Source organism: Mycobacterium avium subsp. avium (assembly GCF_009741445.1).
Taxonomy (GTDB): Bacteria; Actinomycetota; Actinomycetes; order Mycobacteriales; family Mycobacteriaceae; genus Mycobacterium; species Mycobacterium avium.
Genome location: NZ_CP046507.1, coordinates 3,547,841 through 3,567,486 on the forward strand (window position 1 = coordinate 3,547,841; position 19,646 = coordinate 3,567,486).

Here is a 19,646-nt window from a genome sequence, read left to right on the forward strand (position 1 = left end):
CGGACGGTCAGCTCAGCGCGGGAATGATCTCCCGCTCGAACAGCTCGATGCCGGAACGGTCGTAGGCGGCCTCGGGGAAGTAGCAGATGACGTAGTCGCAGCCCAGGTCGCGGAGCCTGGCCAGCCGCTCGATGACCTGTTCGGTGGTGCCCGTCGCCGAGTCCACGCCGCTGGTGCCGGCGATCATCGCATCGGCGGCGGACTCGCCCACGTAGCCGGCCATGCGGTCGCGGATCCGTCGCAGCCGGTCGTCGACATCGGCGCGCGAGGCGCCGACGACGGCGTTGACGTTGACCGAACGCACGATGGCGTCGAAGTCGGTGCCCACGTCGCGGCAATGCGCTGCCAGCACCTCGGACTTGTGGGCGAACGCCGCCGACTCGGGCGTGAAGTTGGTGTACTGCGCGTATTCCGCGGCGATGCGCAGCGTCACCTTCTCCCCGCCGCCGGCGATCCACAGCGGAATCCCGTTGTCCTGCAGGGGTTTAGGAGCGACGATCGCGCCGTCGACCTGGTAGTGCCTGCCGTTGAAGCTGACCTTGCCGTCGCGCCAGGCGTCGCGCATGATCTGCACGCCTTCGTCCAGCCGGCCCAATCGCACTCCCGCCGAGGGGAATCCGTAACCGTAGGCGCGCCATTCGTGTTCGTACCAGCCGGCGCCGATGCCCATCTGGATCCGGCCGCCGGAGATGATGTCGGCCGTCGCGGCGACCTTGGCGAGGTAGACCGGGTTGCGATAGCTCATCGCCGTGCACATCTGGCCGAGTTTGATCCGCGAGGTCACCGCCGCGTAGGCGGCCATCAGCGACCACGCTTCGTGGGTGGCTTCTCCGGTGGGCACCGGGACGGTGTGGAAGTGGTCGTAGACCCACAGCGAATCCCAGCCGACGTCCCGGTCCGCGCGCTGCGCCAGGTCGCGCATCACCGCCCAGTGCTCGTCGGGTTCGATGCCGACCAGATCCATTCGCCAGCCCTGCGGAATGAAAAGACCAAAGCGCATACCCCGGGACTCTAGCCGCACCGGCCGCACCGCAACGGTTTTCACTGCCGGGGCCGCTCTCCCAGCGCGTCGAGCGCGGCGGCGACCGACTTGTCGCGCAGCTCGGCCTGCGGCGCGTCGGGGAACTGCACGCAGCAGTCCTGTAACCCGCCGAACGCGACGACGGCGCGCGTGGATTGGGCGAGCGTGGGTTTCTTGCCGAACACCAGCCTGGCCAGCCGTTCCCGCCACGCCAGCACGGTGTCGATCAGGTCGAGGTCGATCAGCGTGGACAACTCGGTCAACAGCAGCACCAGGTCGCGGCGGTGCCGGTAGTGGAAGTCGAAATAGCCCTCCAGCAACTCGCGCGCCTCGGTGTGCTCGCGGCTCTCATGCTCGACGACGAACCGCTCACCCTCCTCGATCAGCGGCACCAGGATGCTGCGCACCAGGTCCTCGCGTGACGGAAAGTGGTAGTACAGCGCGGGTTTGGTGATGCCCAGCCGGTCGGCGATGTCCTGCAGGCTGGTGCGCTGCACCCCGCGTTGGGAAAACAGTTCTCGAGCGACCTGTTGGATGCGCTCTCGGGTGTCCGACCGGGGCCTGCCCACCCCACCAGCTTAACTGACTTACCGATAAGTAAACCGGATGCTAGGCTTACCGAACGTTAAGTAAATCCGGGAGGTGGCCATGCGGATACTCATCTCGGGCGCCAGCATCGCCGGCCCGGTGCTGGCCTACTGGCTGACCCGTTACGGCTTCGAGGTCACCGTCGTCGAGCGCGCGCCCACGCTGCGCAAGACCGGCGGCCATGCCGTCGACCTGTTCCGCCCCGCCATGGAGATTTCGGCGAAGATGGGCGTCCTGCCCCGCATCGAGGACCTGGCCACCGGAACGACCCGGCTGACGCTGTATCGCGAGGGCCGGCCCCAGCCCAGCCGGATCGACCTGACCAAGATCTACGCGGCCAGTTCGGACCGGCACGTGGAGATCATGCGCGACGACCTCAGCGAGGTCTATTACGACGCCGCCCGCGACGACGTCGAGTATCTGTTCGGCGACTCGATCACCGCCATCGAGCCCGACGGGACCGTGACGTTCGAGCATTGCGCGCCAAGCACATTCGACGTCGTCGTGGGCGCCGACGGGCTGCACTCCAATGTCCGCCGCCTGACCTTCGGCGACGAGGCCGGCCTGACGCGCTTCCTGGGCGGCTACCTGTCGGTGGTGTCGGCGCCCAAGACGCTGGTCGGGCCCGGCGAGATGGTCGGCCACGTCGGTGTCGGCCGCTTCGCCGGGATCTACACCGCCGACCATCTGGACGACGCCCGGGCGGTGTTCTTGTTCCGCAGCGCAGCGGAATTGGCCTACGACCACCGCGATACGGCGCGGCAGAAGGAGTTGCTGCGCGAGGCGTTCGCGGGGATGCACGACGAGGTGGACGGGTGGCTGGCCGAAACCGAACGCACCCCGACCTTCTACTTCGACTCGATCACCCAACTGCGCACCGACCGGTGGTCGCGCCGGCGGGTCACCCTGGTGGGCGACGCCGGATACTGCCCGGGCCCGGCGGTGGGCGGCAGCACCAGCCTGGCCGTGCTGGGCGCCTACGTGCTGGCGGGCGAGCTCGCCCGGGCCGACGGCGACCACCTGCGCGCCTTCGCCGCCTACGAACTGCAGATGCGCGAATCGGTGCGGCGCAGCCGATCCTTTGCCCGCGCCGCCGCCCGCGGCGTCATTCCCGGTTCCCGCGCCGGGGTGTGGGCGTTAACCCGTGGCGCCCAACTGGTCTCGGCGATGCCGACGTCGTTGGCCCGGGCGCTGGCCAAGCTCAACACCAAGGGCGTCCGGATGCACGATTCGATGCCGGTGCCCGACTACGCCGGCAGCGACGTCTGACAACATGGTGTGCGACGAAAGGTGACCGCTCGTGGAACTGACCGGTGTTGGAATCTGGAGCAGCCAGCTGCGCTACGGCGATCCCGCCGAATCCGCCGACACCGCAGCGGAACTCGACGAACTGGGCTTCCCGGCGCTATGGATACCCGATGTCGGCGGGCCGGTGTTCGATGCGGTGGGCCATCTGCTGGGGGCCACCAAGCGGACAGTGATCGCCACCGGGATCCTGAACCTGTGGATGCACTCGCCGGCCGAGGTCGCCGAGTCCTACGCCGCGCTGACCGCCGAGCACGGAGACCGCTTCCTGCTGGGAATCGGCGTCAGCCACGCACCGCTGATCGATGCCGGCCAGCCGGGGCGCTACCGCAAACCGCTGGCCGCCACGGCGAGGTTCCTGGACGGATTGGACGGCGCGCCGCGACCCGTTCCCATCGAGCGGCGGGTGCTGGCCGCCCTCGGCCCCAAGATGCTGAAGCTGTCCGCCAGCCGGGCCGGTGGGGCCCACCCCTACCTGGTCACCCCCGACCACACCGCTTCCGCCCGTGCGACTTTGGGGCACGGCCCGCTGCTGCTGCCGGAACAGACGGTGATCCTGACCGACAGCGCCGAGGAGGCGCGCCGGATCGGAACCGATTGGCTGCGCGCCTATTTGGCGCTGCCCAACTACGCCAACAACCTGCTGCGCAGCGGCTTCTCCGAAGACGATCTGTCCCAGGTGAGCGATCGGCTCTTCAACGCGATCATCGCCTGGGGCGATGAAGAGGCCGTCATGCGCCGGGTGGCCGAGCATCGTTCGGCCGGTGCCGACCATGTCTGCGTCCAGGTGCTGCTGGCCGACCCGACGGCATTCCCGCGAGAGGAATGGCGGCGCATCGCCGCCGCCTCCCGATAACTTCCGGACAGCCGATGACCGGCCGTGCCGATCGGGCCTAGGGTGGTCTATGGCTTCCAAACAGACGCTGTTCCGGATCTTTTACCGCATCGGCTTCACCCCGTGGGACGGTCATCCGCTGGCGCAGAGCCTGCGCGATCTGGTCGAGGGCACCGGCGACGCCGCGGCCCTTCCCGCCGGGAAGGCCCTGGAAATCGGGTGCGGCACCGGTGACTGCGCGATCTATCTGGCCCAGCACGGCTGGAACGTCACCGCCGTCGACTTCGTCGCCAAGCCCCTCGAGCGGGCGCGGGCCAAGGCCGGCGCGGCCGGCGCCGCGGTCGACTTCGTGCAGGCCGACGTGACGCGGCTGGGCCAGGCCGGCATCGGCACGGGCTTCGAATTGATCGTGGACAACGGCTGCCTGCACAACATGAGCGACGCCGACCGCGACGCCTATGTCCGGGAGGTCACCGGGGTGGCCGCGCCGCAGGCCCGGCTGCTGATCGTCGCGTTCGTGCCGGGCGGGCGGTTCGGGGTGCGCGGCGTCGAGGACGCCGAAATGCAACGCCGGTTCACGGCCGACTGGACGCTGCTGGCGGCCGGGCCCGAACGCGAGCTGGACGGCGCCGAGAAGACCCCGGCGCGCTACTACCTGTTCCAGCGCCGGTAGCCGGCGAGCAGACGCGAAAGTCCCCCAAAACCCGGTGTTTTGGGGGACTTTTGCGTCTTTTCGCGCTAGGTGGTGCGCTAGCTGGTGAGCGACGCCGGCGGCAGGAAGCGGTCGCCGTAGCGGGCGGCCAGCTCCTTGGCCCGGGCCACGAAGGCCTCCTTGCCGGTCCCGCCGGCACCGGAGTAGCCGACGATGAACTGCGCGCTACCACCGGTGTACGGCGGGAAGCCGATGCCCATGATCGAGCCGATGTTGGCGTCGGCGGTGGAGGTGAGCACCCCCTCGTCCAGGCACTTCTGCGTCTCCAGCGCCTCGGCGAACAGCATCCGATCGATCATGTCCTGCAACGGAATACTGGTGCTGCCGGAGTTGAACGTCTCCTGCAGGCCGGGCCACAAGCGGGTGCGCTTGCCGTCCACGTACTCGTAGAAGCCGGCGCCCTTCAACCGCGACGGCCGGCCGATCTCGATCATCTTCTCGACGACCGCCTCGGCAGGGTGCGGCTCGTAGGTGCCGCCGGCGTCCTCGATGCCCTTGCGGGTGGCGACGGCGATCTTGTGCATCAGCTCCAGGTTGAGCTCGTCGGACAGCTGCAGCGGCGGCGACGGGTAGCCGGCTTGCGAGCCGGCGTGCTCGATGCTGGCCGGCGCCACGCCCTCACCGAGCATGGCCAGCGCCTCGTTGACGAAGGTGCCGATGACGCGGCTGGTGAAGAAGCCGCGGCTGTCGTTGACCACGATCGGGGTCTTGCCGATGGCCAGCGTGTAGTCGAACACGCGGGCCAGCGCCTCGTCGGAAGTCTTCTCGCCCTTGATGATTTCGACCAGCGGCATCTTGTCGACCGGGGAGAAGAAGTGGATCCCGATGAAGTCCTCCTGCCGCTTGACACCGGTGGCCAGACCGGTGATCGGCAGCGTCGAGGTGTTGGAGCCGAGCAGCGCGTTGGGCTCGACGATGTCCTCGATCTCCTGGAAGACCTTGTGCTTGAGTTCCTGGTTCTCGAACACCGCCTCGATCACGAAGTCGACGCCCTTGAAGTCGGCGGCGTCGGCCGTCGGGGTGATGCGGTCCAGCAGCGACTTGCTCTTCTCCTCGGTGGTCTTGCCCCGCTGAAGTGCTTTGGCCTCAAGCTTTTCCGAGTAGCCCTTGCCCTTCTGGGCGGCCTCGAGGCTGACGTCCTTGAGCACCACGTCGAAGCCGGCCTTGGCCGAGACGTAGGCGATGCCGGCGCCCATCATGCCCGCGCCGAGCACACCGATCTTGTTGATCTTGACCGGCTCGATGCCCTCGGGGCGGGAGCCGCCGCCGTTGATGTGCTGCAGGTCGAAGAAGAACGCCTGGATCATGTTCTTGGCGACCTGGCCGGTGACCAGCTGGGTGAAGTAGCGGCTCTCGATGCGACTGGCGGTATCGAAGTCCACCTGAGCGCCCTCGACGGCCGCGTCCAGGATGGCACGCGGTGCGGGCATCGGGGCGCCCTTGAGCTGCTTCTTGAGCAGCGCCGGGAACGACGGCAGGATGCCGGCCAGCGCGGGGCTGGACGGGGTGCCGCCGGGCATCTTGTAACCCTTTTTGTCCCAAGGCTGTTCGTGGGCGTCGGGGTTGGCCTTGATCCACGCCTTGGCGGCGGGCACCAGTTCCTCGACGCTGCCGACCAGCTCGTCGACCAGGCCGATCTCCTTGGCCTTGTCCGGCTTGAACCGGGTGCCCTGGCTCAGGATGTTCATGAACGCGTTCTGGATGCCGAACATCCGCACGGTGCGGGTCACCCCGCCGCCGCCGGGCAGCAGGCCCAGGGTCACCTCGGGCAGGCCGACGACCAGCCCCTTGACGTCCGCGGCGATCCGGTGGTGACAGGCCAGCGCGATCTCCAGCCCGCCGCCCAGCGCCGCGCCGTTGATGGCGGCCACCACCGGCTTGCCGAGCGTCTCCAGCGCGCGCAGGTCGCGCTTGACCGCCTCGACGGTGTCGAACGCCTCACCGGCGTTCTCCGGGCCGAGGTTGATCATGCTCTTGAGGTCACCGCCGGCGAAGAACGTCTTCTTGGCGCTGGTGATCACCACACCGGTGATCGAATCCTTCTCTGCCACAAGGCGTTCGACGGCGTTGTGCATCGATTCCTTGTAGTGCTCGTTCATCACATTGGCCGACCCGGTCGGGTCGTCGAGCGTCAGCGTGACGATGCCGTCGGCGTCCTTGTCCCACTTGATGGTGTTCTCTGCCATGGTCTTAAACCCTCTCGATGATGGTGGCGACACCCATGCCGCCGCCGATGCACAGCGTGATCAGGGCGCGACGCGCGTTGCGGCGCTCGAGCTCGTCGACCATGGTGCCGGTGATCATGGCGCCGGTGGCGCCCAGCGGGTGGCCCATCGCGATGGCGCCGCCGTTGACGTTGAGCTTCTCGTCGGGAATGTTGAGGTCCTTCTGGAACTTCAGCACCACCGACGCGAACGCCTCGTTCAGTTCGAACAGATCGATGTCGTCGATCGTCAGGCCGGCCCGGTCGAGCACCTTGCGGGTGGCCGGGGTGGGGCCGGTGAGCATGATGACCGGGTCCGAGCCGCTGGTCGCGGTGGCCACGATGCGGGCCCGCGGGGTCAAGCCCTGCGACTTGCCGGCCTTTTCGCTGCCGACCAGCACCAGCGCAGCGCCGTCGACGATGCCCGAGCTGTTGCCGCCGGTGTGGACGTGGTTGATCTTTTCGACCCAGTGGTACTTCTGCAGCGCCACGTCGTCGAAGCCGCCCATCTCGCCGACACCGTCGAACGCGGTCTTCAGCTTGGCCAGGCCCTCCATCGTGGTGTCGGGCCGCATGTGCTCGTCGTGGTCGAGGATGACCAGACCGTTCTGGTCACGCACCGGCACCACCGACTTGGCGAAGTAGCCGCCCGACCAGGCGGCGGCGGCCTTCTGCTGGCTGCGCAGCGCGTAGGCGTCGACGTCCTCGCGGGAGAAGCCCTCGAGGGTGGCGATCAAATCGGCGCCGATGCCCTGCGGCACGAAGCCGATCCGGTAGTTGGTCTCCGGGTCGGTGGCCCAGGCGCCGCCGTCGGAGCCCATCGGGACCCGGCTCATCGACTCCACACCGCCGGCCAGCACCAGGTCGTCCCAGCCGGAGCGCACCTTCTGGGCGGCGGTGTTGACGGCCTCGAGGCCCGAGGCGCAGAACCGGTTGAGCTGCACGCCGCCGGTGGTCTCGGGCAGGCCGGCGGCCAGCACCGCGGTGCGGGCGATGTCGCCGCCCTGGTCGCCGACCGGCGAGACGACGCCCAGAATCATGTCGCTGATCAGCGTCTCGTCCAGGTCGGGGTAGCGCCGGCGCAGCTCGTCGACCAGGCCTACCACCAGGTTGAGCGGCTTCACCTCGGTCAGCGAGCCGTTCTTCTGCTTGCCCCGCGGTGTGCGGATGGCTTCGTAGATAAAAGCTTCTTCGGACATGACGACTTCCTGTTCTGGCCTGTTCTGGCGAATAGGGTGCGAATCCGTCTTCAAGACAAGGTTCCGGCCCCACCCTAACAGGGCCCCCGTCCAACCTGTTGGTTGGGCACTTCCGCGCAGGTCAGCGAGGCCTTGGCTCTTTCCCGCCGAGGCCCAGGCGCCGGCCGGGCTCTTTCCCGCCGAGGCCCAGGCGCCGGCCCGCTGGGGCTGTTTCCCGCCGAGCGTGAAACTAACTTCACGCTCGGCGCCGAGCGTGAAACTAGCTTCACGCTCGCCGGGGAGAGACGCGCGCCGGGGAGAGACGCTCGCCGAGGAGAGCCGCGCGCCGAGGAGAGCCGCGCGCCGGGGAGAGACGCTCGCAAGGAGAGCCGCGCGCCGGGGAAGCGGCGGGCGGCGACCCGCCGGGCCTAAGCTCGACCACCATGACGGTCTCGCGACTGCGCCCGTACGCCACCACGGTGTTCGCCGAGATGTCGGCGCTGGCCGCGCGGGTGGAGGCGGTGAACCTCGGTCAGGGCTTTCCCGACGAGGACGGGCCCGCGGAGATGCTCAAGGCCGCCCAGGAGGCGATCGCCGACGGCGTCAACCAATACCCGCCCGGGATCGGGATCGCCCCGCTGCGGCATGCCATCGCGGCCCAGCGACACCGCCGCTACGGCATCGAGTACGACCCCGACACCGAGGTGCTGGTGACGGTCGGGGCCACCGAGGCGATCGCCTCGGCGGTGATCGGCCTGGTCGAACCCGGCTCCGAGGTCCTGCTCATCGAGCCGTTCTACGACTCCTACTCGCCGGTGATCGCGATGGCCTCCGCCCAGCGGGTCGCGGTGCCGCTGGTCCCCCACGGCCGCGGCTTCGCCCTGGACGCCGACGCACTGCGGCGGGCGGTGACGCCGCGCACCCGCGCGCTGATCGTCAACTCGCCGCACAATCCGACCGGCACGGTGCTCGGTGCCGCCGAACTGGCGGCCATCGCCGAGGTCGCGGTGGAGTCCGACCTGCTGGTGATCACCGACGAGGTGTACGAGCATCTGGTCTTCGACGACCACCGGCATCTGCCGCTGGCCGGCTTCGACGGCATGGCCGAGCGCACGATCACCATCTCCAGCGCGGCCAAGATGTTCAACTGCACCGGCTGGAAGATCGGATGGGCTTGCGGCCCAGCACATCTCATCGCCGGAGTGCGCGCCGCCAAGCAGTACCTGAGCTATGTCGGGGGTGCTCCGTTCCAGCCGGCGGTGGCGTTGGCGTTGGAGACGCAGGACGCCTGGGTGGCTGATCTGCGCGACCGCCTGCGGGCCCGCCGAGACCGGCTGGCCGCCGGACTGATCGACATCGGGTTCGAGGTGCACGACAGCGCCGGCACCTATTTCCTGTGCGCCGATCCGCGCCCGCTGGGCTACGACGACAGCGTGGCGTTCTGCGCGGCGCTGCCGGAGAAGGTGGGGGTCGCCGCGATCCCGTTGTCGCCGTTCTGCGACCCGGCCGGAGCGCACGGGCCGGCCGACGTGTGGAATCACTTGGTGCGCTTCACCTTCTGTAAACGCGACGACACCCTCGACGAGGCGATCCGGCGGCTGGCCGCGCTGCGCGGCACCGGCTAAGTCAGTCAGCCCGGCCGAACGCCTCCGGCACCATCACCCGCTTGCGCAGCCCCTCCAGCGCGGCGTGCAGGATCTTCTTGCGGGCCCGCCTGACCCAGAACTCCGGTAGCGGCACCCACGGTTCGACCGTGATGGTGAAGCGCACCCGGGTCTTGTCGTCGCCGAGCCGGCTCAGGTTGTACTCGCCGTGCTGACCGTGTTGCTGGGCCGTCCTGTCGGCGTCCCACACCATCCAGTCGGGGCCCCAGTGGTATTCGAGCAGTTCGGTGTCATGGATTCCGACCACCGTGATCGTGACCCGCACGTGGTGCGGCCTGCCGTCGGGATGCTTGTCGATGACCTCGACCCGCTTGTGCACCGACGACCACGACGGCACCGCGTCCATGTCGGCGAGCGCCTCCATGATCACCTCCGGAGGCGCGTCGATGACGATTTCCGACGACGCTTGCACGGCCACGGCCGACTATTCCGCCTCCCCCGAATCCCTCAAATCGTTGGCGCGCATCACCAATTCCTGCAATCCCTTCATCGCGGCGTCGAGGACGTTCTCGCTCGCCCGCCTGACGATGAACGCGGGCATGGGGCGGCCGGGTTCGACGGTGACGTCGAAGCGGACCCGGGTCTGGCCGACGCCCTCGGGTTTGAGGTTGTACTCGACGTGCTGACCGTGTTGCTGCGAGGTGCCTTTGGCGTCGTAGACCACCCAGTCGGGACCCCAGTGATATTCCAGGATCTCCTTGTCGACCAGCCCCAGGATCTTGATGGTGGTCTTGACGTGGTGCGGCCGACCGTCGGGATAGCGGTCGATCACCTCGATGTGTTTGTGCAGCGGTGACCACGACGACAGGACGCCGACATCTGTCAGCGCCTCCATGACCACTTCTGGCGGCGCGTTGACGACGAATTCGCGTGATGCTTTTACGGCCACTGAGATGAACTTAGCAACGCCGCTGCGGGTGCGGAACGGTTCGACGTAACCGGCGTTCTACCAGTTGATTTCGTCCAGCGGCGTGGTTGTCGCGGGCGGTCGTCCGACCGGCCCGGCGCGGGTGTGCGAAAAGCGGGGGGCGGGCGCGGCCTGGTCGACGCCGTGGGCGGTGATCACCGTGGACCGCGCCCGCAGGTGCTCGCTCGCGGCCGCCTCACTCCACGTCAGCACCGGGGTGACGCACGCGTCGGTGCCGGCGAACACTCGCGCCCATTCGTCACGGGTTCGGGCGGCGAACCGCTGGGTGAAGACCTCGCGCATCCGTGGGTAGGAATCCCGGTCGAGCTGGCCGGGCACCTCCTCCGGTGACAGGCCAAGCCCGTCGAGCAACGCCGCGAAGAATTGCGGCTCGATGGCGCCGACGGCGACGTACTTGCCGTCGGCGGTCTCGTAGCAGCCGTAGAACGGGGCGCCGCCGTCGAGCAGGAACGATTCGCGCCGGTCGCGCAGTGCGCCAGTGGACTTCATCGTCCACATCATCTGGGCCAGCAGGCTGACCCCGTCCACCATCGCCGCGTCGATCACCTGCCCGCGGCCGGAGCGTTCCCGTTCGTAGAGCGCGGCGGTGATGCCGAGCAGCACCAGCATCGAGCCGCCGCCGAAGTCGGCGACCAGGTTCAGCGGCGGGAGCGGCGGACGGTCGGCGTGGCCCAGCGCCGACAGCACGCCGGTCTGCGACAGATAGTTGATGTCGTGGCCGGCCGTCTGCGCCAGCGGCCCGTGCTGCCCCCAGCCGGTGATGCGCGCGAAGATCAGCCGCGGGTTGACGGCCGCGCAGTCGTCGGGACCGATGCCGAGTCGCTCGCAGGTGCCGGGGCGGAAACAGTCCAGCAGCACATCGGCTTTGGCGGCCAGATCCAGCAGCGCCCGCGGTCGGGCTTTGACGTCCAGGTCGACGATCCGCTTGCCGCGGTGCAGCAGATCGCGGTCCTCCGACGGCATGGCCGCCACGCCGGGCCGGCGCACCCGCACCACGTCGGCCCCCAGATCGGCGAGCACCATCCCCGCATGTGGCCCCGGGCCGATGCCGCCCAATTCGATGACCCTCACCCCGGCCAGCGGCCCTCCGCTGCTCACCGCGTCTACTTCCCCTTCTTCACCTCGAGCACCCGCTGACGCAGCGCCTTGGTCGCGGAATCGATGGTGCCCTTCACGGCGCGCTTGAGCACGAACCCCGGCAGCGGCACGTTCGGGTCCGCGACAAGCTCGAACTTGACCAGCGTCGCGTCGCCCTGCGGCACCAGGGTGTACTTCCCGTCCTGCGCCTTCTGCTGCGACGAGCTGACCAGCGTCCAGCTCACCACGTTGTCCGCCCACGTATAGGCGACGACCTGCTCGTCGGTGATCCCGGCGACCTTGACCTTCATCCTGACCTGGCTGGGTCGCCCGTCGCGCCGGTCGCCAGGACCTCGGCGCTCTGGTGCGGCTCCGACCATTGCGGCATCGATTCGAAATCGGCGATGACGTCCAGAATCTCCTCCGGACTGGCTTCGATGACGATGTCGCGGGATTCTTTCAGTGCCATGGCCCGCACGATACTGGGACGGCGTCGCGCCCGGACGGGATTCGACCGAGCGTACCGTCGTGCCTGTGACTGATGCTGCGACCGAACCCGCATACACCGTCGGTGACTACCTGTTGGACCGCCTCGCCGAACTCGGCGTCTCGGAGATCTTCGGCGTCCCGGGTGATTACAACCTCGAGTTCCTCGACCACATCGTCGCCCACCCCAGGCTGCGCTGGGTCGGCAACGCCAACGAGCTCAACGCCGGCTACGCCGCAGACGGATACGGCCGGCTGCGCGGAATGTCGGCGCTGGTAACGACATTCGGGGTCGGCGAGCTGTCTGCGGCCAACGCGGTGGCGGGCAGTTACGCCGAGCAGGTGCCGGTGGTGCACATCGTCGGCGGCCCGTCGAAAGACGCGCAGGGCACCAGACGCGCGCTGCACCATTCGCTGGGCGACGGGGACTTCGAGCACTTCTTCCGAGTCAGCCGCGAAATCACTTGCGCTCAAGCAAATCTCATGCCCGCGACGGCGCGCAGAGAGATCGACCGGGTGCTGTCGGAGGTGCGCGAGCAGAAGCGACCCGGCTACATTCTGCTGTCCACCGACGTGGCCCGCTTCCCCACCGAGCCACCCGAGGCTGCGCTGCCCCGCTACACCGGCGGTACCAGCCCCCGCGCACTGGCGATGTTCACCGACGCCGCCGCGGCACTCATCGGCGAGCACCGGATCACCGTGCTGGCCGACCTGCTGGTGCACCGGCTGCAGGCGATCAAGGAGCTCGAGGCGCTGCTGGCGGCCGACGTGGTGCCGCACGCCACGCTAATGTGGGGCAAGAGTCTGCTCGACGAGAGCTCACCGAACTTCCTGGGCATCTACGCGGGCTCGGCCAGCGCGCCGGCGGTGCGCACCGCGATCGAAGAGGCACCCGTATTGGTCACCGCCGGGGTGGTGTTCACCGACATGGTCAGCGGCTTCTTCAGCCAGCGGATCGACCCGGCCCGGACCATCGACGTCGGCCAGTACCAAAGCAGTGTGGCCGGAGAGGTGTTCGCGCCGTTGGAGATGGGCGAAGCGCTTCAGGCGCTGACCGCGATCCTCACACGGCGCGGGGTCTCCTCGCCGCCGGTGGCCTCGCCGCCGGCCGAGCCGCTGCCGCCGCCCCCACCCCGCGAGCAACCGCTGACCCAGAAGATGGTGTGGGACCGGGTGTGCACGGCCCTCACACCGGGCAACGTGGTGCTGGCCGACCAGGGCACCTCCTTCTACGGCATGGCAGACCACCGGTTGCCGCAGGGAGTCACCTTCATCGGCCAACCGCTTTGGGGCTCAATCGGTTACACGCTGCCCGCCGCGCTCGGCGCGGCGGTGGCGCACCCGGACCGCCGGACGGTGTTGCTGATCGGGGACGGCGCCGCGCAGTTGACCGTCCAAGAGCTCGGCACCTTTGCCCGCGAAGGGCTTTCCCCCGTCATCGTGGTGGTCAACAACGACGGCTACACCGTCGAGCGGGCGATCCACGGCGAGACGGCGCCCTACAACGACATCGTCGGGTGGAAGTGGACGGAGGTCCCCAACGCGTTGGGCGTCACCGATCACCTGGCGTTCCGGGTGCAGACCTACGGCGAACTCGATGACGCGTTGACCGCCGCGGCGCGGCACCAAGACCGGATGGTGCTGGTCGAGGTGGTGCTGCCACGGCTCGAGATCCCGCGCCTGCTGGTCGAACTCGTGCGACCGACCTCACCGGACGGCAGCCCGCGCCGCTAGATCGAGTTCGGCGTTCGATTGCCGGACGAGGATCGCAGGATGGCCTGCACGGTGCGCCGGCAGCGGCCGCAATCGGCGCCGGCTCCGCATGCCCGGGCGACTTCGTTGGTGGTCGACGCGCCGCACTGCACGGCCTCGGTCACGGTCTGGCTGGTGACCCCGTTGCACAGGCACACGAACACCGGCGGATCCTCAGTCCGCCCCGATACGCATCATGTCGAAGAAGCGGCCCACGAACAGGGGCGGGTAGGCGCCGATACCCGCCCCGGACATCCATTGGGCCGCGGCGTCGGGATGGTCGATCCACTCCCGCGCGCTGTCCTCGTCGGGGAACTCCTGCAGGATCAGCACTTCATGGTCGTCGTCGAAGGCCTGGAACACCCAGGTCTTCCGGATGCCGGCTTGGGCGAATCTGTCGATGGCGGAACTGACTTCGGAGGTCAGCAGGGTGACGTCGTTGACCGAGGCGATCGCGGCCACCACGACGCCGGGCGCCCGCGGGTTCGTCGGCGGTTGGGTGATGAACCGGTCGACGATCTCGCCGGCGAACACCGCGGGGATATCGTCGACGCCGGCCTCGCCGAACCAGTCGAAGAACACCCGCGACCGCAGCAGTTCGACGATCGGCTCCCGGCTGTGCACGCCGATCATCACCAGCACCCGGCCGTAGTCGTGCGTCGAGGTGTAGACGAGCACATGGTGCGCGCCGATATCGGCGAGCGCCGCCTTGTTGCGTTCCAGCAGCGGCCACACCCGGGTCGGATCCGGCACCCGGTAATCGGACGCGATCACCATCGAATGAATATCGCCGTTGTTCAACGGAGTTGGTCTTTCATGACTTTCCCGGTGGCGTTGAGCGGCAACGCGTCGAGAAACTCGACGGTCCTTGGCACTTTGAATCCTGCCATCCGATCTCGACACCACGCCAGCAAGTCACTTTCGGACACCTCGGCGTTCGCCACCACGAATGCCTTGCCCACCTGGCCCATCCGTTCGTCGGGCACGCCGATCACGGCGGCCTGCGCGACGGCCGGGTGGTTGAGCAGGAAGCCCTCGATCTCGGCGGGGTAGGCGTTGAAGCCGCCGACGATGAACATGTCCTTCTTGCGCCCGACGATGCGCAGCCGCCCGGTCTCGGTGAAGGTGCCCAGGTCCCCGGTGTGCAGCCAGCCGTCGGCGTCGATCGCCTCGGCCGTGCCGGCGGGATCGTCGAGGTAGCCCTGCATCACGCCGTAGCCGCGCACCAGCACCTCGCCGTCGTCGGCGATGCGCACCTCGACCCCCTCGCACGGCACGCCCGCGGTGGTCGCCACGTCCTCGAAGGAATCGCCGGGCCGCGACAATGTCACGTTTCCGGCCTCGGTCAGTCCGTAGCCGGTCATCAGCGTCTGGAACGGCAGCTCGTCGTGGATGCGACGGACGAGTTCGACGGGGATGTCGGCGGCGCCGGTCACGCCGGCCCGCAACGTCGCCAGCTTGGACTTGTCCGGCACGGTCAGCAACGAGTGGTACAACGTCGGCGGGCCGGGTAGCATCGTAATGCGTTCTCGTTCAATGAGATCCACCACCGTGTCGACGTCGAACACCGGGACCGGCAGCATCGTCGCGCCGCGCAGAAACGACGTGATGAGCCCGGCCTTCAGACCGAAGGTGTGGAAGTAGGGGTTGATCTGCAGGTAGCGGTCACCCTCGCGCAGATCCGCCAGCGTCGCCCACTCGTCGTACATCCGCAGCGTCTGGCGATGGTTCATCATGGCGCCCTTCGGGCGGCCGGTCGTGCCGGTGGTGAAGATGATGTCGGAGATGTCGGTGCCGTTCACCGGCCGCGAGAACGGGGAGCCGCTGGACAGGAAGTCGGACTTGATGTCGATGACCGGGATCCCCGCCGGCGCGGCGTAATCCTGTCCGAGGAAACCCTTTTGGACCAATACGGCCTTGACCCTGGCCCGGACGATGATGTCGGCGGCCTCCTCGGTCTTGAACCGGGTGTTGACCGGCACCAGCACGCCGCCCGCGGTGAGCAATCCGAACGCCGCGATGATCCACTCGGCCGAATTGGGCGCCCACACCGCGACGCGATCACCCTTTTCGACGCCGAGCTCAGCGAAAGCACCTGCGGCGCAACGTATTCGCTCGACAACCTGCTGGAAAGTCAAGCGCAGCGGACCGTCGACGACTGCTTCCGCGTCGCCGAAGCGGTCCGCCGCGCTCAAGACCATCTCGGGGATGGTCTGCCACGAACTCACACCGTGACGAGTCGACCGAGGTTGCCGCCCATGATCTTGGCCTGGTCCTCGACGGGCAGGTGCGACAGCGCGTTGACGTAGTAGGTCGGCTCCGCCAGCCCTTCAGGGTGCGGCCAGTCCGAGCCGTACAGGACCTGATCCACGCCGACCAGGTTGACCAGGTCGTCGATGCCGTCCTCGAAGAACGGGCTGACGTGGATGCGGTTCTTGACCATCTCGACGGGGTCGCTGGGGAAGGCCTCTGGGGCTTTCCGGAAGACCTCGGCCAGCCCGTCCAGCAACGGCGTCATCCACTTCGAACCGGCCTCGACGATCGCCACCTTCAGCTTCGGGTGACGGTAGAGCGCGCCGTGGATCACCCACGACGCCACCGAGTCCTGGATCGGCCGCCACTCGTTGAGGATGCCCATGGCGTTGGTCTGGAACGGCAGCATCTCCTGGTCGGCGCCGTCCCACTCGGAGGTGTAGCGGGAGTAGCCGCTGTCGGAGGAGTGCATGCCGACCAGCACGTCGTACTCGACGACGCGCTCCCAGAACGGGTCGAACTCGGGCAGCGCGAACGACCGGGGCCCGCGGAAGCCGGGGACCGGCGCCGGGCGGACCAGGATGGCGCGGGCGCCCCGCTTGACCACCCACTCCAGCTCCTCGATCGCCTTCTCCACGATCGGCAGGGTGATGACCGGGGTAGTGAAGATCCGGTTCTGGTAGTTGAAGCCCCACACCTCGTCGAGCCACTGGTTCAGCGCGTGGATGAGGACGTGGATGGCGACCGGGTCGTCGCGCAGCCGCTCCTCGATCAGGCTGGCCAGCGTCGGGAACATCAGGGTGCGGTCCAGGCCCAGCTCGTTCATCTTCTCCAGGCGCGGGCCGGGCTCGAAGAAGGCCGGGATCGCGCGCATCGGCTCACCGAACAGCTCGCGCTTGCTCTTGCCCTCGGGGTTGCCGTATTTGAAGTACTCCTCCCAGGCGCCCGGGCGGGCGACGACCTCGAAGGTCGGGTTGGGAATGTAGTTGCTGATCACGCCGCGCAGCGCGATCTTGGTGCGCCCGTTGATCTGCACGTACTGGACGAAGTCCTTGTACTCCTTGGGCAGGAACTTGGTCAGCGCTTCCGGCGGCTCGTAGAGATGGTTGTCCGCGTCAAAGATCGGAAACGGGACGTCTTCCCGGTGAGACAGTTGCCCCATGAAATCCTCCTTCGCAATTTGCGAGAATTGTATTCTCTACAGGTGCCCAACCGCAACGTGGCCCCCGCTGGGACGACGATTCGGCGAGGTCAGCAGGTCACGACGATCTTGAAGGTGGCCGTGGCCGGTTCACTGGGTTTGTCGGTCTTGTAGCCGTCAGCGGTGCCGCTGATGGTGAACTTGTCTCCCGTCATGCTCATGTCGGCGCTTCCGCTGCCACCCCGCGAGTACATGCCGCTGAAACCACTCAAGTTCTGGATGTGCACGGACTCGACGACCGGCGGCTGCGCGTTTTCGTCGACGGCCACCTTGGCGCCGGAGAAGTCGGCCCCGATGTCGATCATGCGTCTCCACTCCAACTGCCGGCAGGTGACGATGTGGAAGTTTCGGTCCTTGCCGTCGACGGTCACCGATGCCGTGCTGGAGAGCTGGGCCGGTGGCCGCGACGTGCATGCTCCCAGCAGGGCGACGGTGAGGGCCGCGCCGGCCGCCACGAATCGGTTCCGCACCGAGTCACCTCCCGCCTCGCCGATGAAAGTTCCTGGGCCTGCAGCGATGATGTTATTCTCGCGAAAAGAGAATGCCAATATCGGGCCGGTGCCAAGGAGCGACAACGCATGGTGGACCTCGAGATCGACGATGGGCTGGCGGTGCTCACCATCGATCGCCCGCATGCGCGCAACGCCATCGCGCTGGACACCATGGACCAACTGGAGAAGGCGCTCGACGCGGCCGCGGGCGCGCAGGCGCTGGTGATCACGGGCGCCGGCGACCGCGCTTTCGTGTCCGGCGGTGATCTCAAGGAGCTGAGCGCGCTGCGCACCGAGGAGGATGCCGCGGCGATGGCCCGACGGATGCGGGCCATCTGCGACCAGCTGGCCGACTTCCCCGCGCCCGTCGTTGCCGCCCTCAACGGCCATGCCTTCGGCGGCGGCGCCGAGGTCGCCGTCGCCGCCGATATTCGGGTGGCGGCCGACGACATCAAGATCGCCTTCAACCAAGTGGCGCTGGAGATCATGCCGGCCTGGGGCGGAGCTGAGCGGCTGGCCGCGCTGGTCGGACAGAGCAGGGCGCTGCTGCTGGCCGGTTCGGGAACCGCGCTCGACGCGGTCGAGGCCGAACGAATCGGCCTGGTGGACCGGGTGTTGCCGCGCGACGTCTTCGACTCGGCGGAGCAGGGCTGGCGGTCGATCGCGCGGTCGTTGGCGCGCCGCCCGGCGGCCGAGATAAAGCGGGTAATCCGCGGGGTTTCTCCCGAGGAGGCGATAGCATCCTTTGCACGGCTATGGGTTGCCGACCCGCACTGGCAGGCCGCGGAACGGGTCATGGCCCGCAACACCAAACCTCGCCCGGCAGCCGGAGGAGCGTCATGACCATCAATCCGAGGACGGCCATGGGCGTCGGGTCCGTCGCGTCGCTGACTTCTCTGTTAGTGGCATCGGGTGTGCTGGTGGGCGCCGGACGGGCGCATGCCGACGACCCGCCGGTCATGCACCACGTCAAATACACCGTCACCGCACAGAACCCGATCTACACCAGCATCTATTACCTGGACCATGAGCCGGCCATTTTCGCCGACTACAGCCACAACCCCTATTCGTTCACGCCGCACGTCGACGTCGACCTCGCGCCGGGCAAGCCGTGGAGCTACGAGCTGGATCTGTCCAAGCCCGAGGTGTACGCGATGGTCGTGGCCAGCACGGGCACCGAACCCGGCACGCCGGGGCTTCACTGCGATCTGACGGTCGACGGAGCCGTCGTGGTATCCAAGGACGGCCCCAAGGGCGTGCTCTGCTCGATCCGGCCCTGGTGAACCGTCCAGGACGACGGCACACCCGCGATCGGCTTCGGCTCACCTTCCAGCCGGCGCAGGTAACTCTCGACCAGCTGCACGGTTTCGGCGTGCCCGCTCGACATGCCGATCGCCTGCTCGAGCACCAGGAAGCGGGACAAGCTGGTCATCAGCACGGTCCACACCACCGGCGGCACGTCCCTGTTCTGCACCCCGTAACGCTCCAGCGCGGCGGCCACCGCCCGTTGTTGTTCGTCGCGGAAACGTTCTGCGTAGTAAGCGATTTCGGCCCGCATGTCTTTACGGTGGTTGGCCAGCGCCATGAATTCCATCGATATCTGGGTGAAGGCGGGATCCGTGCCGAACCGCCACACCGCCCACAACGGCTGATCGGACTGCAGCGCTTGCGCCTGCACCGCAAGGCCTTCCTCGGCACGGCGGCGGAAAACCTCGAGGAACAACTCCTCCATGGTGCGGAAGTAGTAGTGCACCAGTTGAGGTTTCAATCCCGCCCGGCTCGCCAGGCGCCGCGAAGTCACCGCCGCATAACCCTCTTCGAGCATCAACCGCTCGGCGGCATCGAGCAGCAGACCACGGTTTTTCGCGTCCGGCGCCCCGATCCTGCGGGCTCCCGAAGAGGCCCCGGACGAGGCTCCCGAAGAGGCCGATGTCATGTCCCTGCTCCGTACT

At 67.9% G+C, this 19,646-nt stretch carries 20 protein-coding genes and 1 pseudogene; 7 read left to right on the forward strand and 14 right to left on the reverse strand.

What is annotated here, in order from left to right:
- Window positions 1-7 precede the first annotated feature (7 nt).
- Window positions 8-1,000: an LLM class F420-dependent oxidoreductase gene (locus MAA44156_RS16375; RefSeq protein WP_009975109.1), complete on the reverse strand. Its 993-nt coding sequence runs from the start codon at window positions 998-1,000 to the stop codon at window positions 8-10.
- 41 nt (window positions 1,001-1,041) lie between these two features.
- Window positions 1,042-1,590, reverse strand: a complete 549-nt coding sequence (locus MAA44156_RS16380) for a TetR/AcrR family transcriptional regulator (RefSeq protein ID WP_023880313.1) — start codon at window positions 1,588-1,590, stop codon at window positions 1,042-1,044.
- A gap of 79 nt (window positions 1,591-1,669) precedes the next feature.
- Between MAA44156_RS16380 and MAA44156_RS16385 the strand changes: the two genes are divergently transcribed.
- The 3 genes from MAA44156_RS16385 to MAA44156_RS16395 are packed head-to-tail and all read left to right on the forward strand — an operon-like array spanning window position 1,670 to window position 4,422.
- Entirely contained in the window at window positions 1,670-2,878 is a 1,209-nt protein-coding gene (locus MAA44156_RS16385) for an FAD-dependent monooxygenase (protein ID WP_029248384.1), read from the forward strand.
- 31 nt (window positions 2,879-2,909) lie between these two features.
- Window positions 2,910-3,770, forward strand: coding sequence for an LLM class F420-dependent oxidoreductase (locus MAA44156_RS16390; protein ID WP_009975105.1), 861 nt, complete (start codon window positions 2,910-2,912; stop codon window positions 3,768-3,770).
- 49 nt (window positions 3,771-3,819) lie between these two features.
- Complete coding sequence (locus tag MAA44156_RS16395) at window positions 3,820-4,422, forward strand: class I SAM-dependent methyltransferase (protein WP_009975104.1); 603 nt, start codon at window positions 3,820-3,822, stop codon at window positions 4,420-4,422.
- A gap of 77 nt (window positions 4,423-4,499) precedes the next feature.
- Here the strand turns inward: MAA44156_RS16395 and MAA44156_RS16400 are convergent, their stop codons facing one another.
- Complete coding sequence (locus MAA44156_RS16400; protein ID WP_009975102.1) at window positions 4,500-6,647, reverse strand: 3-hydroxyacyl-CoA dehydrogenase NAD-binding domain-containing protein; 2,148 nt, start codon at window positions 6,645-6,647, stop codon at window positions 4,500-4,502.
- Window positions 6,648-6,651: 4 nt separating this feature from the next.
- Window positions 6,652-7,863: an acetyl-CoA C-acetyltransferase gene (locus MAA44156_RS16405; protein WP_009975099.1), complete on the reverse strand. Its 1,212-nt coding sequence runs from the start codon at window positions 7,861-7,863 to the stop codon at window positions 6,652-6,654.
- 422 nt (window positions 7,864-8,285) lie between these two features.
- On the opposite strand from MAA44156_RS16405, the gene MAA44156_RS16410 reads away from it, so the two are divergent.
- Window positions 8,286-9,467 (forward strand): pyridoxal phosphate-dependent aminotransferase, encoded by a 1,182-nt coding sequence (locus MAA44156_RS16410; RefSeq protein ID WP_009975098.1) that lies wholly within the window; start codon window positions 8,286-8,288, stop codon window positions 9,465-9,467.
- 1 nt (window position 9,468) lies between these two features.
- On the opposite strand, the gene MAA44156_RS16415 is transcribed toward MAA44156_RS16410, so the two are convergent.
- The 4 genes and pseudogenes from MAA44156_RS16415 to MAA44156_RS16430 form a co-directional block, all read right to left on the reverse strand.
- Complete coding sequence (locus MAA44156_RS16415; protein WP_009975097.1) at window positions 9,469-9,924, reverse strand: SRPBCC family protein; 456 nt, start codon at window positions 9,922-9,924, stop codon at window positions 9,469-9,471.
- A gap of 6 nt (window positions 9,925-9,930) precedes the next feature.
- Window positions 9,931-10,395, reverse strand: coding sequence for an SRPBCC family protein (locus tag MAA44156_RS16420; RefSeq protein WP_023869691.1), 465 nt, complete (start codon window positions 10,393-10,395; stop codon window positions 9,931-9,933).
- A 57-nt stretch (window positions 10,396-10,452) separates the two neighbouring features.
- A complete protein-coding gene (locus MAA44156_RS16425; RefSeq protein ID WP_009975094.1) occupies window positions 10,453-11,532 on the reverse strand; it encodes a CaiB/BaiF CoA transferase family protein in 1,080 nt (359 codons plus the stop codon).
- A 5-nt stretch (window positions 11,533-11,537) separates the two neighbouring features.
- Window positions 11,538-11,980: pseudogene (locus tag MAA44156_RS16430) on the reverse strand (SRPBCC family protein).
- A gap of 65 nt (window positions 11,981-12,045) precedes the next feature.
- On the opposite strand from MAA44156_RS16430, the gene MAA44156_RS16435 reads away from it, so the two are divergent.
- Complete coding sequence (locus tag MAA44156_RS16435) at window positions 12,046-13,731, forward strand: alpha-keto acid decarboxylase family protein (protein ID WP_009975093.1); 1,686 nt, start codon at window positions 12,046-12,048, stop codon at window positions 13,729-13,731.
- On the opposite strand, the gene MAA44156_RS16440 is transcribed toward MAA44156_RS16435, so the two are convergent.
- The 5 genes from MAA44156_RS16440 to MAA44156_RS16460 form a co-directional block, all read right to left on the reverse strand.
- Window positions 13,728-13,913, reverse strand: coding sequence for a (2Fe-2S)-binding protein (locus MAA44156_RS16440; RefSeq protein ID WP_003872942.1), 186 nt, complete (start codon window positions 13,911-13,913; stop codon window positions 13,728-13,730). The two genes, MAA44156_RS16435 and MAA44156_RS16440, sit on opposite strands and share 4 nt — an antisense overlap.
- A gap of 10 nt (window positions 13,914-13,923) precedes the next feature.
- Entirely contained in the window at window positions 13,924-14,550 is a 627-nt protein-coding gene (locus tag MAA44156_RS16445; protein ID WP_009975092.1) for a hypothetical protein, read from the reverse strand.
- Entirely contained in the window at window positions 14,547-15,950 is a 1,404-nt protein-coding gene (locus MAA44156_RS16450) for a FadD3 family acyl-CoA ligase (RefSeq protein ID WP_029248383.1), read from the reverse strand. The genes MAA44156_RS16445 and MAA44156_RS16450 overlap by 4 nt, the downstream gene beginning before the upstream one ends.
- A gap of 23 nt (window positions 15,951-15,973) precedes the next feature.
- Entirely contained in the window at window positions 15,974-17,164 is a 1,191-nt protein-coding gene (locus tag MAA44156_RS16455; protein WP_009975090.1) for an amidohydrolase family protein, read from the reverse strand.
- A gap of 89 nt (window positions 17,165-17,253) precedes the next feature.
- On the reverse strand, window positions 17,254-17,673 hold the full coding sequence (locus tag MAA44156_RS16460) for a lipoprotein LpqH (protein ID WP_003872947.1): 420 nt from the start codon (window positions 17,671-17,673) through the stop codon (window positions 17,254-17,256).
- 108 nt (window positions 17,674-17,781) lie between these two features.
- Between MAA44156_RS16460 and MAA44156_RS16465 the strand changes: the two genes are divergently transcribed.
- Window positions 17,782-18,537 (forward strand): enoyl-CoA hydratase/isomerase family protein, encoded by a 756-nt coding sequence (locus MAA44156_RS16465; RefSeq protein ID WP_003872949.1) that lies wholly within the window; start codon window positions 17,782-17,784, stop codon window positions 18,535-18,537.
- A gap of 71 nt (window positions 18,538-18,608) precedes the next feature.
- Window positions 18,609-18,977, forward strand: coding sequence for an Rv2576c family protein (locus MAA44156_RS16470; RefSeq protein WP_016705571.1), 369 nt, complete (start codon window positions 18,609-18,611; stop codon window positions 18,975-18,977).
- Here the strand turns inward: MAA44156_RS16470 and MAA44156_RS16475 are convergent.
- A complete protein-coding gene (locus MAA44156_RS16475) occupies window positions 18,893-19,630 on the reverse strand; it encodes a TetR/AcrR family transcriptional regulator (protein ID WP_023869698.1) in 738 nt (245 codons plus the stop codon). The genes MAA44156_RS16470 and MAA44156_RS16475 overlap by 85 nt on opposite strands.
- Between the last annotated feature and the right edge of the window lie 16 nt (window positions 19,631-19,646).

What these genes read in the sequence shown, in the direction of transcription:
- MAA44156_RS16475 (WP_023869698.1), bottom strand. Translation starts at nt 19,630, where the DNA reads ATGACATCGGCCTCTTCGGGAGCCTCGTCCGGGGCCTCTTCGGGAGCC.
- MAA44156_RS16410 (WP_009975098.1), top strand. Translation starts at nt 8,286, where the DNA reads ATGACGGTCTCGCGACTGCGCCCGTACGCCACCACGGTGTTCGCCGAG.
- MAA44156_RS16385 (WP_029248384.1), top strand. Translation starts at nt 1,670, where the DNA reads ATGCGGATACTCATCTCGGGCGCCAGCATCGCCGGCCCGGTGCTGGCC.
- MAA44156_RS16455 (WP_009975090.1), bottom strand. Translation starts at nt 17,164, where the DNA reads ATGGGGCAACTGTCTCACCGGGAAGACGTCCCGTTTCCGATCTTTGAC.
- MAA44156_RS16375 (WP_009975109.1), bottom strand. Translation starts at nt 1,000, where the DNA reads ATGCGCTTTGGTCTTTTCATTCCGCAGGGCTGGCGAATGGATCTGGTC.
- MAA44156_RS16450 (WP_029248383.1), bottom strand. Translation starts at nt 15,950, where the DNA reads ATGGTCTTGAGCGCGGCGGACCGCTTCGGCGACGCGGAAGCAGTCGTC.
- MAA44156_RS16400 (WP_009975102.1), bottom strand. Translation starts at nt 6,647, where the DNA reads ATGGCAGAGAACACCATCAAGTGGGACAAGGACGCCGACGGCATCGTC.
- MAA44156_RS16465 (WP_003872949.1), top strand. Translation starts at nt 17,782, where the DNA reads ATGGTGGACCTCGAGATCGACGATGGGCTGGCGGTGCTCACCATCGAT.
- MAA44156_RS16405 (WP_009975099.1), bottom strand. Translation starts at nt 7,863, where the DNA reads ATGTCCGAAGAAGCTTTTATCTACGAAGCCATCCGCACACCGCGGGGC.
- MAA44156_RS16395 (WP_009975104.1), top strand. Translation starts at nt 3,820, where the DNA reads ATGGCTTCCAAACAGACGCTGTTCCGGATCTTTTACCGCATCGGCTTC.